This window comes from Pseudomonas fragi, from assembly GCF_002269505.1.
Lineage (GTDB): Bacteria > Pseudomonadota > Gammaproteobacteria > Pseudomonadales > Pseudomonadaceae > Aquipseudomonas > Aquipseudomonas fragi_D.
Genome location: NZ_NQKQ01000002.1, coordinates 175,744 through 189,217 on the forward strand (window position 1 = coordinate 175,744; position 13,474 = coordinate 189,217).

Here is a 13,474-nt window from a genome sequence, read left to right on the forward strand (position 1 = left end):
GCGTTATGCCAGCAGTGATTATCAAAAATATGCATTGGTTTTGATAGCGAAGAGTTTCACCGTTCATCCAAAAGGGCCTGGGCCCTTACCGGTTCACGGTTTTAGCGCAGCTGCGGGTCAAATTTGAACCTGCGCCCGATGATCAGGGCTACCAGCCAGCAAGCGAAAAACACAGCCGCAGCAATCAAGGGCAGATTGCCAAATTCGTTACTGGTGAATACATCCAGGGCAAGGCTCGATAGCGCCAGCATTAACAGACCCAAAGCTATTTTCGACATGATTTGCTACCCATCTCTCAATGTGCTTTTAAAAGAGCCAGCGTTCAGCCGCAGGGGCCCTGTCGGCGACGGGCTGATTGGTGGTCAGGTGAGGTATGACACTACCGGTTGCCTTCATTACCGCGACCTGTAGTAGCGGCTTCTTGTAGAAAGTAGCTGTCATTTCAACAGGCTGCTCGACCGAAACGGGTTCGGGTTGAAAGTGAAAAACCAGCAATACGGCCAGTGCAAGGGTGTTTAACAGTAGTAGCGTGCTGTTCATGGCGGTCATCTCTGAGAGCATGGACGGGATACTGTTGGTAGAGCAGTCTTCGTGCCAACTGTAATAAGGCAAAAAACCCATATAAAACAGCTAGTTGAGCCCTATATTCAAGAGGGTTTAATTGCATTATGCAATGATGGCTTTTTGATGTAGTGCAAATTGCACGATGGCAGCCTGAGCCTTGGCTGTGCTGCCAAGACAGTTGCAGCCCCGTGTTGCTGGTCAATGGCTATAAAAATCCTTTTCGGACATTGTCTTACGTTTAAAAAGACCACTCACGACATGACAAATAACGGCGTGCCCGTTACCATGCTTGCCGTTATTTGTCTCAGTAGCTCAATTGGATAGAGCATCCCCCTCCTAAGGGGAAGGTTGCAGGTTCGAACCCCGCCTGGGACACCAGATACGCAAAGGCCCCGCACTGTTGATCAGGCGGGGCCTTTTTTGTGGCTATCAATTACCCATTCAAGCCTGACCCAGCAGCCCGCGCTCCGCCAGGTTCTTCATCAGTGCACCGACCCCAAACGCCCATTGTGGCGCCTGGTCGCTGCCGGTCACGCGGTTGTGCAGGGCGCCCAGCGTCGGTGACGCAATGCTGACCACGTCATCCGCTTTGTGGGTAAAGCCCTGGCCCGGCTGGTCGCGATCTTCGGTGGGGGCGAACAGGGTGCCCAGAAACAGGACAAAACCGTCCGGGTACTGGTGGTTGGCGTTGAGCGTCTGCGCGGCGAGGTCCGCCGGGTCACGGCTTATCTGGTTCATCGAGCTTTTGCCGTTCAGTACATAGCCGTCGGTGCCTTCCACGCGCAAGGTCACTTCGCAGTGGCGTACGTCGTCGAGGCTGAAGTGTTCGTCAAACAGGCGGATAAACGGCCCCAGCGCGCACGATGCGTTGTTGTCCTTGGCCTTGCTCAGCAGCAGGGCGCTGCGCCCCTCGAAGTCGCGCAGGTTGACGTCGTTGCCCAGGGTCGCGCCGTGAATCCGCCCCTGGCTGTCGACGGCCAGCACCACTTCCGGCTCCGGGTTGTTCCAGCTTGAACCCGGGTGAATGCCGATGGCGTTGCCACTGCCCACGGCGGCCAGGATCGGAGCCTTGGTGAAGATTTCCGCGTCCGGGCCGATGCCGACTTCCAGGTATTGCGACCACATGTTCTGTTCGATCAATACCTGTTTCAGGCGCATCGCTTCAGGCGAGCCGGGGCGCAGGTCACGCAGGTTGTCGCCGATGACGTCTTGTACCAGCGCACGGACTTTCTGGGCGCGAAGGGCGTCGCCGCCGGCTTTTTCTTCAATCACCCGTTCGATCATGCTGGCGGCAAAGGTCACGCCCGCGGCCTTGATCACTTGCAGGTCGGCAGGGGCCAGCAGCCAGGGTTTGGCCATGTCGCGCTGCTCGCCGCTGTTGGCAAGCAATGCGTTAATCGTGCCCAGCGAAGTGCCCCTGATTTCGCGCACGGCTTGCAACGGGTTGTCGCTATCGAGCAGCAGGCTCAGGGTGGGGAAAAGGGCGGTGCAGTCGATGACTTCGCCGTCACGAATCACCACCACGGCCGGGCCGCCACGTTCGCCGGGCAACCACACGCGACCGACCAGGGTGGCGCGCTGCCAGTCATCGGGCAGGGTGTTTTCTATGGTCAGATTTAGCGTTTGCATAAGCGAGATCCTTGAAAAGAGTGCTTGGTGGGAGCGAGCCTGCTCGCGATCGAGTCAGCGCAGGTTGCCTGACCATCCGCAGCGTCTGCTTCGCGAGCAGGCTCGCTCCCACAGGTCATGTGCCCTGGTGTTTAGTGAGAGTGGCGCGGCGGGCCGTTTTCCGGGATTACGCGCCAGTACAGGGTGGCCGGTTCGAGGCAGCCGCCGGTGGAGAGTTGGCCGACCAGTTGGCGATACAGTTCCTGCCACGGGGTTTGTGACGGGGCCAGCGGTGGCAGCGGTTCCTGGCGACGTTCGTTGAGCACGCTTTCGTCCACCAGCAGGTTGACGCTGCGTGCGTTGAGGTCGACGCGCAGACGATCGCCGGTGCGCAGTAGCGACAGGCCACCGCCTACAGCGGATTCCGGGGACATGTTGAGAATCGACGGGCTGGCCGAGGTGCCGCTTTGACGGCCATCGCCCATGCACGGCAGGGAGTCGATGCCGGCCTTGATCAGGTTGGACGGCGGCGCCATGTTCACCACCTCGCCACTGCCCGGGAAGCCCACAGTGCCGCAGCCGCGAATCACCAGGATGCAGCGCTCGTCGATGTCCAGTGTCGGGTCGTTGATTCGCGCCGTGTAGTCTTCCGGGCCTTCGAACACAATGGCCCGCGCTTCAAAGCTGTTGGGTTGCAACGGGTCGCTGAGGTAGGTCTTGCGAAAGGCTTCGCCCACCACCGACATTTTCATGATGGCACTGTCGAAGAAGTTGCCGCTGAGTACGATAAAACCGGCTCGGTGCATCAGCGGGTCTTCGTAGGAGCGGATCACGTCGCGGTCGCCGGTGACGCAGTCGGCAACCACTTCACCCATGTTGCGGCCACTGACCGTGAGGCAGTCGCGGTGCAGGCGACCGACCTTGTCCAGCTCATGCATCACCGCCGGTACGCCACCGGCGCGGTGGAAGCTTTCGCCCAGGTACTCGCCGGCAGGCATGCAGTTGACCAGCAAGGGCACGTCTTCGCCCACGCGCTGCCAGTCTTCCAGTGACAGCTCGATACCGCTGTGACGGGCGATGGCAATCAGGTGGGGCGGGCAGTTGGTGGACGCGCCCAGCGCCGAGGCGACGGCGATGGCGTTTTCAAACGCCGCGTGGGTCATGATGTGCGACGGGCGTACGTCTTCGCGCACCAGATCGACGATGCGCATGCCGGTGGCATAGGCCATTTGCCCGCGCTCGCGGTACGGCGCCGGGATGCTCGCGCAACCGGGCAGGGACATGCCCAGAGCCTCGGCCAGTGCGTTCATGGAAAGCGCGGTGCCCATGGTGTTGCAGTGGCCCACGGACGGTGATGAAGCCGTGGTCAGGGTCATGAAACCTTCGTAGTCGATCTCGCCAGCACTGAGCAGATTGCGCGCATGCCACAGCACGGTGCCCGAACCGATGCGCTGGCCTTTGTGCCAGCCGTCGAGCATCGGCCCGCCGGACAACACGATGGAAGGCAGGTCAGTGGTGGCCGCCGCCATCAGGCAGGCCGGGGTGGTTTTGTCGCAACCGGTGGTCAGTACCACGCCGTCCAGCGGGTAGCCGTGCAGCACTTCGACCAGGCCCAGGTAGGCCAGGTTGCGGTCGAGGGCGGCGGTGGGGCGGCGCGACTGCTCGGCGATCGGGTGAACCGGAAACTCCATCGGAATGCCCCCCGCGTCACGGATGCCGTCCTTGACCCGCTTGGCCAGCTCGATGTGATGGCGGTTGCAGGGGGTCAGGTCGCTGCCGGTCTGGGCGATGCCGATAATCGGTCGCCCCGATTGCAGTTCGGCACGGGTCAGGCCCTGGTTCATGTAGCGTTCCACGTACAGCGCGGTGAGGTCGGCGTGGCTTGGATCGTCGAACCACAGCTGGCTGCGCAGGCGGCGTGGGGTTGAATCGGTCATGGCAGGCTCCAGCAGATTATTCGGGCAATGGGTTGTTGCGGCGCAGCTGGCGGATCAATCCGGCATGGTCGAGTTCGCCGTCACCGGCTTCGACCATCGCTGCAAACAGGCTGTCTACCAGGCTGCCGACGGGCAGGTTCAGGCCCAATTTTTGTGCCTGGGCGATGGCGGTGCGGGTGTCCTTGAGTTGCCATTTGGCCGGGCCACCGGGAGTGAAATCATTGTTGAGCATGCGTTGGCCGTGCTGGCGCCAGATCGGCGAGTCGACAAAACCGCCCATCAGTGCCTCGTGGACTTTTGTCGGGTCGGCGCCACCGCGTTCAGCCAGCAGCAGACCCTCGGCGACGGTGGCGATGGTGCTGGCAACGATCAGCTGGTTGACCAGCTTGGACAGCTCGCCGGTGCCTGCCGGGCCGACATGCACCGGGCGGCCCATGGCGGCCAGTACTTCGCGGCCCTGCTCAAAGGCGACCACTTCGCCACCCACCATGATTGCCAGGCTGGCTTCCCGCGCCCCGCGCTCGCCCCCCGACACCGGGGCGTCGAGGTAGCGCAGGCCGCGCCCGGCGCACAGGCTGGCCTGTGCGGCGGCGGTATCCACCGGGATCGAGCTCATCACGATGACCAGCGCACCGGGTGCCAGGGCCAGGGCGGCGCCGTTTTCGCCAAACAGTACCTCGTCACACGTGGGACCATCGCTGAGCATGCAGATCAGCACCTGGGCGCCTTGCGCGGCGGCAGCCGGTGTTGGCAGAACCCGGGCGCCCTGTGCACTCAGCTCCTGAGCTTTGGCGAGTGAACGGTTCCATGCACGTACTGCAAAGCCTGCGTTCAGCAGGTTACGGGCCATGGGCTGACCCATGATCCCGGTACCGATAAAGGCTACGGTTGGCAGGCTCATGCTTTACCTCCAGCGGCAGGGGCCAGTGCGGCACCAATCTGCGATTCTTTATTGCGCGGCATCAGCACCATGCCCAGGCCTCCCAGGCCAACCAGTGCGGCAATCACCAGGAAGCCCGGCGTATAGCTGCCAGTCACGGTGAACAGGTAGCCGGTCAGGTAAGGGCCGATAAAACCGCTGAGGTTGCCGATGGAGTTGATCAGGCCAATGCCCACGGCCGCGCCGACGCCGGTCAGCACTTGCCCGGGGACTGCCCAGAACACGTTGATCGCGCTATACACACCCATCGCCAGCAAGATAAAACCGATAACGATGATCCACGGCTGGTTGAGCCACAGCGCCACGGCAATCGACACCGCCGCGAGCATGGCGGCACCGCCGGCATGCCAGTGACGTTCCTGCAGACGGTCAGAGCGACGGCTCCACCAGATCATCGCCACTGCTGCCACCGCGTAGGGGATAGCGGTGATCAGGCCGTTTTGCATCAGGCCGATTTCCAGGCCGAAGGTACCGCGGAACGATGCCAGAACCGTTGGCATAAAGAAGTTCATCGCGTTGGAGCCCGAGGTGATGCCGAAATACACCAGCGCCAGCAGCCACACCTGACGGTTGCACAACGCTTTGCGGATCATCTGGCCCTTGGTCGGTTGTACCCCCACCAACAGCGGTTTATTGCGTTCTTCCTGGGCCAGGGTATTGATCAGCCAGGTGCGCTGTTTGTCGGTCAGCCAGTGAGCATCGGCCGGGTGGTCAGTGAGGTAGAAGTAACACACCACACCGAGGATCACCGCGGGTACGGCTTCGACGATATACATCAGGCGCCAGCCGACAAAACCCCAGGCATCGCCCATCTCCATCAGGCCAACCGACAGCGGTGCACCGATGATTTGTGCGATGGGAACGCCCAGATAAAAGCTGGCGATCATGCGCGCGCGGTAACGGCTCGGGAACCACAGCGACAGCAGATAGATCACCCCCGGGAAGAACCCGGCTTCGGCAATACCCAGCAGCACGCGCAGGGAGATGAAGTGTATCGGCGTCTGCAGGAAGCCCATGGCGCCGGCGATGATGCCCCAGGTCACCATGATTCGTGCGATCCATACGCGGGCGCCGTAGCGGTGCAGCAAAATGTTGCTTGGCACTTCGAACATGAAATAGCCGAGGAAGAAAATACCCGCGCCCAGGCCATAGATGGTCTGACTGATGCCGATATCCTCGTTCATGCGCAGAGCAGCGAAACCGACGTTGTTGCGGTCCAGAAAGGCGACCACAAACAGCAGGACCAGAAAGGGAATCATGCGCCTGGTCACGCGCTTGATCGTTTGTTGTTCGATGTCGGAGACATCGGGAAGTGGCGTTGTGGTCATATCGCTCGGCCTCAGTTTTTATTGTTGTGTAGTCGCTGCCGCAGGCTGCGAAGGGTTGCGCAGCAACCCGTTTTCTTGAAATCGCCACAACCCTTATCGCAGCCTGCGGCAGCGACTACAGGTTGCGAATTTAGCCGGCAGTATCCTCGATATGCGCCCGTACGATGGCGTCGAAATCCGCATCGGCGGTAAAGCCCAGGGCGCGGGCGCGCGGTGCTTCTACCTTGCTCGGCCAGCTCTCGACGATACGCTGGATGGTCGCGTCCGGCTCCCAGCGAATCAGTTTGACCACGTCATCACCGGCCACCCGTTGCAGCGCCGCAACCATGTCGGCCACGGTGGTGGTCACGCCCGGCAGCGGGATGATGCGCTGGTTGCCCAGGGTGTCTGGCGACAGGGTCATGCCCAGCAGCATCGATTCAACAATGCGCCGCGGCGAGGTGAGGTAAACCCGGGTGTCCGGGCGCACCGGGCACACGGCAGGCAGGCCTACCAGTGGCTCGCGGATGATCGAACTGAAGAAGGTCGAAGCCGCCTTGTTCGGCTTGCCGGGGCGCACGGCCACCGTTGGCAGGCGCAGCACGCGGCCGTCGACAAAGCCTTTGCGCGCATAGTCGGCGACCAGCAATTCGCCCACGGCTTTTTGCATGCCGTAGGACGATTGCGGGGTAAGTACGGTGTTGTCATCAACTACTGGCGGCAGGGCACCGCCGAATACCGCAAAACCGCTGGCATAGACGAAGCGCGGTGCGTTGCCTTGTTTGCGCAGGGTTTCGAGCAACAGCATAAGGCCGTGCAGGTTGACCTGCATGCCCAGGTCAAAGTCGGCCTCGGCTGCCGAGCTGACCACCGCTGCCAGATGCCACACCAGATCCACGCCATCGGTGACGCGGGCGATAACATCCGGGTCGGCCACATCACCGGTCACCAGTTCGATGCGCGGGTCGCTCGGCACATCTTCGCCGGCAAAGGCGTCAAACAGCACGATACGTTCAATGGTGCGGGGCGCCTGGCCTTCGAAGGTCAGGGTGTTCATGTCGAGCAGGCGCTGGGCCAGTTGTTTACCGATAAAGCCGGTGCCGCCAGTGATCAGAATGCGCATGTGTAGCTCCGTTTCTTATAGTTGTTTGAGCGTTGTATCAGTCAGCCTGCACGGTGAGCTGGCGCTGTTCGCCAAGGCCGCTGATGCCCAAATTCATGACCTGGCCAGCGCGCAGATAGATCGGTGTCGGCTTGATGCCCAGGCCTACACCCGGTGGCGTGCCGGTGGAAATCACGTCGCCCGGTTGCAGCGACATGCAGCGGCTCAGATAGGCAATCAGGGCCGGGATCTGGAACACCATGGTGCGCGTGTTGCCGTTCTGGTAGCGCTGTCCGTCGACCTCAAGCCAAAGGTCGAGCTGGTGCGGGTCGCTGATCTCATCGCGGGTCACCAGCCACGGGCCTAGGGGGCCGAAAGTGTCAAAGCCCTTGCCCTTGTCCCAGGTGCCGCCGCGTTCGATCTGCCATTCGCGTTCGGATACGTCGTTGATCACGCAGTAACCGGCCACGTGCTCCAGGGCGTTGTGCTCATCGATATTGCGTCCACCTTTGCCGATGACCACGCCCAGCTCGACTTCCCAGTCGGTCTTGGTCGAGTCGCGGGGGATTTCGACGTTATCGTTGGGGCCGCAGATGGCGCTGGTCCACTTGCTGAATACCACCGGCTCCGACGGTACGGCCAGGCCGGACTCAGCGGCATGGTCGGCGTAGTTCAGGCCGATGCAGATAAACTTGCCGACCTGGCCGACACACGCGCCGATGCGCGGTGAACCGCTGACCAGCGGCAGAGTGGCGGGGTCGATTTTGCTCAGTGTTGCCAGGCTTGCGGCTGACAGCGCAGCGCCTGCGACATCGGCGATATGCGCCGACAAATCGCGGATATTGCCTTGGGCATCTAGCAGACCGGGTTTTTCCTGACCTTTATCGCCGTAGCGCAGCAGTTTCATAAAAGCTCCTTTGGTGCATGGAAATAAATCTAGCGTGGGAGCGAGCCTGCTCGCGATTGCATCACTGCGGTGCCGCTTAAACACCCAGGTGCCTGCATCGCGAGCAGGCTCGCTCCCACAGGGTTTCCCACAAAATGCTTAGTTGCTCATCCCGCCATCAATCACCTGGACGGTGCCGGTGGTGTAGCTGCTGGCATCGCTGGCCAGGTACAGCGCCAGTTGGGCGATTTCTTCAGCGCTGCCGATGCGGCCCATGGGCTGGCGGTCAACAAAGGCCTGGTACACCTGGGCCTCGGAACGCCCTTGCTCAAGGGCCTGTTCGGCGATGCGCTGGCGCAGTGAAGGGGAGTCCACGGTGCCCGGGCAAATGGCGTTGCAGCGGATACCCTGGCGCACATAATCGGCGGCTACTGATTTGGTCAGGCCGATCACGGCGGCCTTGCTGGCGGTATAGGCGAATCGGTTGGGTACGCCTTTGACGCTGGAGGCCACCGAGGCCATGTTGATGATCGAGCCGCCACCGTTGTCCAGCATGCCCGGCAAAAAAGCGCGGATCATGCGGTACATGGCGGTCACGTTAAGGTCGAAAGAGAATTGCCAGGCCTGCTCGTCGCATTCGAGCAGGGCACCGCTGTGGACGAAGCCCGCGCAGTTGAACAGCACGTCGACGTTGCCGACCTGCTGGCGGATGGTGTCGATGGCGGATGCTTGAGTCACGTCCAGGGTCAGGGCCTGGATACCGGGAATGTCGTGCAAGGCTTCAATATGCAGGTCGGTGGCAATGACCTGCGCGCCGGCATCACGAAAGGCCAGTACCGAGGCGCGGCCTATGCCTTGCGCTGCAGCGGTGATCAGAACGCGTTTGTTGGCTAGGTTCATGACTGAAGTCCGTTGTTATTATTTGGCGCAACCACTGCACACTAATATTGCGCTGCGATAATCGCCAATGAGATATTCTCAGGACTTAATAACCGGGGGTTATCGGATGGCGGATGTCGGATTCAATCAGCTATGCAACTGGCTGCGCTTTCGCCATTTGGTGCTTGTCGACACCTTGGCGCGCACCCAAAACATGCATGCCACCGCGCAGGAAATGAGCATCAGCCAGCCAGCCGTGAGCAAGATGTTGCGCGAGATCGAGCACCAGCTGGGCTTTGAAGTTTTTGCCCGTTTGCCGCGCAGCATGACCCTTACCGACCTGGGCAGCCATGTGGCCCGTTTCGCCCAGATCGCCTTGAACGACACCGGTCAGTTTGTCAACCAGATCAACCATCTGCGCCAGGGCGGGCATGGCCTGATCAAGGTCGGCACTATCTATGCGGCCACGGCCCTGGCCGTGCCTGCTGCCATTGTGCGGGTCAAGCAGGACTGGCCGTTGCTCACCGTGCAAGTGCTCGAAGGCACCAGCGCCAACATGCTGACCCTGCTCGAACACAAAGAGCTGGACTTGGTGGTGGCCCGGTTTACCCTCGATCGTCATCGTGAGTTGTTCGAGTTCCAGGCGCTGGCGCCGGAGCCGTTGTGCCTGGTCACGGGCAGTCAGCATCCGCTGGCCGGGGCCAGTGAAGTGCCGCTCGCGGATCTGGGCAGTTGGCCGTGGGTGATCTACCCGACGGGCACGCCGATGCGCGCACGGGTGGAAAAAGCCTTTGTTGAAGCAGGCATGCAGACCCCGGAAAACACCGTAGAAACCGTGTCCCTGCAGACCACCATGCAACTGCTGCAAACCACGCCATCGGTGGCGATGCTGGCCGAGTCGATGGTCGAACCGGAAATCCAGGCTGGCCGGCTGACCCGGCTGACCTTGCCGTTTCCCCTGGTGCTGGCTGACTACGGGGTGATTACTCGGCGTAACGACGTCCCTCAGTGGTCGGCAAAAGCCTTTATCGATGCCCTGTTAAGTGGTCCCGATGCCCTGCGCGGCGCTCGCCAGACGCCTTGATAACGCAGGGTTATTAACTGATGGAATGATGTAATTGGGCACAGCTCAAACCGCCCTCTAAAGTGAGCGTCGCCCCACCTGTCGGGTAGGGGTGCAACCGCTCATGAGAGGCGCGTATGAGAACAATAAAAAGCTACAAGACGCTGACGATCTTCTTCCTGTTCCTGATTGGCGTGGTCAACTACCTTGACCGCAGTGCCTTATCCATCGCCAACACCACCATCCAGAAAGACCTGGCCATCAGCCCTATGCAAATGGGGGTGATGCTCTCGGCGTTTTCCGTGGCCTACGCTTTCTCACAACTGCCCCTGGGTGCCTTGATCGACAAGCTGGGCAGCAAACTGGCGCTGGGCGGGTCGCTGGTGGTGTGGTCAGTGGCGCAAGCAGCCTTCGGCCTGTTCAGCAGTTACGGTCATCTGGTCGGGCTGAGGGTGTTGCTGGGCATTGGCGAGGCGCCGGTGTTTCCTTCGGCAGCCAAGGCGTTGTCCGAGTGGTTTGATACCCAGGAGCGCGGCACGGCCACCGGCTGGGTGTGGTCTTCGACCTGTATCGGACCGTGCCTGGCACCGCCTTTGCTGACCGTGTTCATGGTGCATCTGGGTTGGCGCGGAATGTTTATCCTCACGGGCGTGATGGGCCTGCTACTGGCGGTGTGCTGGTTCAAATTCTACAAAAGCAAGGCGCAATACATGGCCGAGACCGGCCGTGCGGAGCCAGTGCCGGTGCAACAGGTCAAGGCGGTGAAAGTGCGCTGGACCTCGTTGTTCAAGGACCGCAACACCTGGGGCGCGTTTCTCGGCTTTATGGGCGTGATCTACATGATCTGGCTCAACCTCACCTGGTTGCCCGGTTATTTTGAGCGCGAGCACGGTCTGGATCTGTACCGCACGGCCTGGGTTGTATCGCTGGCTTATCTGTTCGGCGCACTGGGTACTATCGTTGCCGGTAAATGCTGCGACCGGCTGGTGGCACGGGGCATGCGGGTGCTTGCCAGCCGTAAAATGATGGTGATTCTGGGGCTGCTGGGCGGGGCGCTGTTTACCCTGATCGTGGCCTTTACCACCAACGTGGTGGCCTGTGTGATTCTGCTGTGCCTGACCATGTTCTTTATCAATATTTCCAGTGCAACGGCGTGGATGATCGTCAACACCATCGTGCCGTCGGAGCGGGTGGCATCGTTTGGCTCGATCCAGAACTTTGGCGGTTACCTGGCGGGCTCCATTGCGCCGATCCTGACTGGCTTCAGCGTGCAGCAAAGCGGTTCGTTTTCTTCGGCATTCGTGATCAGTGCGGTAGTGGCTGCGTGTTCGGCGTTCGCCTATTTCGCCCTGCTCAAGGAGCCGGGCGGTGAACCTGTTCCCATGGCTGAAGCGTATCTGTAGTCGCTGAGGAGCGTAGCGAGGCTGCGAAAAGTGCCGCAGGAGCTTCAAGAGGCCGGGCCTGCTGCGCAGTCCATCGCAGCCTCGCTACGCTCCTTAGCGACTACAGATCCTGCGAGAAATCACAACCACGATTCGCTGATCCGCCGGTCCAGCTCTTCCCAGTCGGCCATGCCCAGCACCCGGGTGGTGTTGAGGCCGCGCAGGTAGCCGCGCAGTTGCTGGGCGCTGGCCTGGATGTCGGCGGCCGGGGTGTTTTCGCTGTGCAGCGTCTCTTCGTAGAGGCTCAGGTATTCGTTTACGCGGTCGCGGTACTCGGGCAGTACCGCTTCACGGATCAGGTCGAAGGTGCGCAGTTTTTGATTGGTATTCACGGGTCACCCTTTGTGAGTTTACGGGCTGTTGTTTTGATTCCAACTGTTGCCCAATGTAGCTCACATGTGACCCGTGTTAATACCTCTGCGGCGTCAGTGTGGCGCAGGTGCAGGTGCCGGCAGTTTGCCCGGCTCGTGTCCGGCCCTGGCCGAGCGAACCAGCATCAGCGCACCCAACAATGCCATGCCCGCCAGAAAGTACATGCCCGCATGCGGGTTGTTGAAGTAGCCCTCGGCCCAGGTCTTGACGGTTGGCGCGAGAAAACCCCCGAGGTTGCCCAGGGCGCCGATCACGGCAATGCCACTGGCCGCCGCCGCGCCACCCAAAAAGCGCGTAGGGAGGGTCCAGAACAACGGTTGCACGGTGATAAAACCGGCCGCGGCCACGCAGAACGCCACAATCACCAGCACCAGATTGCCACTTAAGGTCGAGCCGATCATGCCCACTGCCGCCATTGCCAACATCAACGCGGCGTAACGGGTTTGCTGGCCCTTGCGGTCGGCATGGCGGGTCACCAGGTACAGCATGCACACGGTGGCAATCCATGGAATGGAGGTCAGTGCGCCGACCTTCAGGCCAATGCCGGTACCCAGCAGTTCGGCGATGCGCGTCGGCAGGTAGAACAGCACGCCATACACGCTGACCTGAATGGTGAAGTAGATCAGGGTGAAGTACAGCACCACCGGGTTGAACATCGCTGCACGCCACGACGACGGGCCTTTGTTGGCTTTTTGCAGTTGCTCTTTTTCCAGCTCGTGCTCGATCGCGGCCTTTTCTTCGGTGTTCAGCCACTTGGCATCCCGGGGTTTGTCGGTCAGATAGAAGAACGCGAACACGCCAATGATCGACGCCGCCAGACCTTCAGTGACAAACATCCACTGCCAGCCGGTAAGGCCGAATTGCGCGCTTTCCAGCAACCAGCCCGACACCGGCCCGCCCACCATCAGCGATACCGGTACGCCGAAATAGTAGATGCCATAGGCCGAGCCGCGCTGGTTCTGCGGGAACCAGTAAGTCAGGTACAACACCACCCCCGGCGACAGCCCGGCTTCGGCAACGCCCAGCAGAAAACGCAGGATGTAGAAGCTGGTTTCGTCGTGGGCAAACATCATCGCCGCCGACACCAGGCCCCAGGTCACCATGATCCGGCTCAGCCAGATTCGGGCGCCGATCTTGTGCAGCATCAGGTTGCTCGGTACTTCAAACACCGCATAGCCGATAAAGAAAATCCCCGCACCCAGGGCAAAGGCTGCGTTGCTCAGGCCGGTGTCCGCCTGGAGGGCGTGCTTGGCAAAACCGATATTGGAGCGGTCGATGATCGCCATCGCGAACATCAGGGCGACAAAGGGCAGGATGCGCCAGCGGATCTTGCTGAGCGCCTGGTGCAGTGCGGGGTTAGTCATGGGGGGCTCC

13 protein-coding genes and 1 tRNA gene are annotated in these 13,474 nt (G+C 61.1%); 3 read left to right on the plus strand and 11 right to left on the minus strand.

Annotated features, from left to right (window positions below; all coding sequences use genetic code 11):
* Positions 1-101 precede the first annotated feature (101 nt).
* On the minus strand, positions 102-278 hold the full coding sequence (locus tag CJU81_RS24010) for a PA3371 family protein (RefSeq protein WP_176464729.1): 177 nt from the start codon (positions 276-278) through the stop codon (positions 102-104).
* A 28-nt stretch (positions 279-306) separates the two neighbouring features.
* Positions 307-540, minus strand: a complete 234-nt coding sequence (locus tag CJU81_RS03330) for a hypothetical protein (RefSeq protein WP_095035565.1) — start codon at positions 538-540, stop codon at positions 307-309.
* 325 nt (positions 541-865) lie between these two features.
* Here CJU81_RS03330 and CJU81_RS03335 point away from each other — a divergent pair.
* Positions 866-942: transfer RNA gene (locus tag CJU81_RS03335), tRNA-Arg, on the plus strand.
* Between the two features lie 63 nt (positions 943-1,005).
* On the opposite strand, the gene CJU81_RS03340 is transcribed toward CJU81_RS03335, so the two are convergent.
* From CJU81_RS03340 to CJU81_RS03370, 7 genes are all read right to left on the minus strand, one after another.
* Positions 1,006-2,193: a fumarylacetoacetate hydrolase family protein gene (locus CJU81_RS03340; protein WP_095035480.1), complete on the minus strand. Its 1,188-nt coding sequence runs from the start codon at positions 2,191-2,193 to the stop codon at positions 1,006-1,008.
* A gap of 131 nt (positions 2,194-2,324) precedes the next feature.
* Positions 2,325-4,109, minus strand: coding sequence for an IlvD/Edd family dehydratase (locus tag CJU81_RS03345; protein ID WP_095035481.1), 1,785 nt, complete (start codon positions 4,107-4,109; stop codon positions 2,325-2,327).
* A gap of 16 nt (positions 4,110-4,125) precedes the next feature.
* Entirely contained in the window at positions 4,126-5,010 is an 885-nt protein-coding gene (locus tag CJU81_RS03350) for an NAD(P)-dependent oxidoreductase (RefSeq protein WP_095035482.1), read from the minus strand.
* Complete coding sequence (locus tag CJU81_RS03355) at positions 5,007-6,377, minus strand: MFS transporter (RefSeq protein WP_095035483.1); 1,371 nt, start codon at positions 6,375-6,377, stop codon at positions 5,007-5,009. Before CJU81_RS03355 ends, CJU81_RS03350 begins: the two co-directional genes overlap by 4 nt.
* Positions 6,378-6,507: 130 nt before the next feature.
* The gene (gene denD, locus CJU81_RS03360; RefSeq protein ID WP_095035484.1) at positions 6,508-7,479 is read right to left on the minus strand and encodes a D-erythronate dehydrogenase; all 972 of its coding nucleotides are present in this window, start codon (positions 7,477-7,479) and stop codon (positions 6,508-6,510) included.
* A 37-nt stretch (positions 7,480-7,516) separates the two neighbouring features.
* The gene (locus CJU81_RS03365) at positions 7,517-8,365 is read right to left on the minus strand and encodes an ureidoglycolate lyase (RefSeq protein ID WP_095035485.1); all 849 of its coding nucleotides are present in this window, start codon (positions 8,363-8,365) and stop codon (positions 7,517-7,519) included.
* 138 nt (positions 8,366-8,503) lie between these two features.
* Positions 8,504-9,244 (minus strand): SDR family oxidoreductase, encoded by a 741-nt coding sequence (locus tag CJU81_RS03370; RefSeq protein ID WP_095035486.1) that lies wholly within the window; start codon positions 9,242-9,244, stop codon positions 8,504-8,506.
* A 106-nt stretch (positions 9,245-9,350) separates the two neighbouring features.
* Here CJU81_RS03370 and CJU81_RS03375 point away from each other — a divergent pair, with 106 nt between their 5' ends.
* The gene (locus tag CJU81_RS03375) at positions 9,351-10,307 is read left to right on the plus strand and encodes a LysR family transcriptional regulator (RefSeq protein WP_095035487.1); all 957 of its coding nucleotides are present in this window, start codon (positions 9,351-9,353) and stop codon (positions 10,305-10,307) included.
* A gap of 116 nt (positions 10,308-10,423) precedes the next feature.
* Positions 10,424-11,689: an MFS transporter gene (locus CJU81_RS03380; RefSeq protein WP_095035488.1), complete on the plus strand. Its 1,266-nt coding sequence runs from the start codon at positions 10,424-10,426 to the stop codon at positions 11,687-11,689.
* Between the two features lie 119 nt (positions 11,690-11,808).
* On the opposite strand, the gene CJU81_RS03385 is transcribed toward CJU81_RS03380, so the two are convergent.
* Positions 11,809-12,060 carry a hypothetical protein gene (locus tag CJU81_RS03385; protein ID WP_095035489.1) on the minus strand — a complete coding sequence of 84 codons (252 nt, stop codon included), beginning with the start codon at positions 12,058-12,060 and terminating at the stop codon, positions 11,809-11,811.
* Positions 12,061-12,153: 93 nt separating this feature from the next.
* On the minus strand, positions 12,154-13,464 hold the full coding sequence (locus CJU81_RS03390) for an MFS transporter (protein ID WP_095035490.1): 1,311 nt from the start codon (positions 13,462-13,464) through the stop codon (positions 12,154-12,156).
* Between the last annotated feature and the right edge of the window lie 10 nt (positions 13,465-13,474).

Coding starts and splice junctions, on each gene's coding strand:
- denD (WP_095035484.1), bottom strand. CDS start 7,479: ATGCGCATTCTGATCACTGGCGGCACCGGCTTTATCGGTAAACAACTG.
- CJU81_RS03365 (WP_095035485.1), bottom strand. CDS start 8,365: ATGAAACTGCTGCGCTACGGCGATAAAGGTCAGGAAAAACCCGGTCTG.
- CJU81_RS24010 (WP_176464729.1), bottom strand. CDS start 278: ATGTCGAAAATAGCTTTGGGTCTGTTAATGCTGGCGCTATCGAGCCTT.
- CJU81_RS03375 (WP_095035487.1), top strand. CDS start 9,351: ATGGCGGATGTCGGATTCAATCAGCTATGCAACTGGCTGCGCTTTCGC.
- CJU81_RS03350 (WP_095035482.1), bottom strand. CDS start 5,010: ATGAGCCTGCCAACCGTAGCCTTTATCGGTACCGGGATCATGGGTCAG.
- CJU81_RS03355 (WP_095035483.1), bottom strand. CDS start 6,377: ATGACCACAACGCCACTTCCCGATGTCTCCGACATCGAACAACAAACG.
- CJU81_RS03380 (WP_095035488.1), top strand. CDS start 10,424: ATGAGAACAATAAAAAGCTACAAGACGCTGACGATCTTCTTCCTGTTC.
- CJU81_RS03390 (WP_095035490.1), bottom strand. CDS start 13,464: ATGACTAACCCCGCACTGCACCAGGCGCTCAGCAAGATCCGCTGGCGC.
- CJU81_RS03330 (WP_095035565.1), bottom strand. CDS start 540: ATGAACAGCACGCTACTACTGTTAAACACCCTTGCACTGGCCGTATTG.
- CJU81_RS03370 (WP_095035486.1), bottom strand. CDS start 9,244: ATGAACCTAGCCAACAAACGCGTTCTGATCACCGCTGCAGCGCAAGGC.
- CJU81_RS03345 (WP_095035481.1), bottom strand. CDS start 4,109: ATGACCGATTCAACCCCACGCCGCCTGCGCAGCCAGCTGTGGTTCGAC.
- CJU81_RS03340 (WP_095035480.1), bottom strand. CDS start 2,193: ATGCAAACGCTAAATCTGACCATAGAAAACACCCTGCCCGATGACTGG.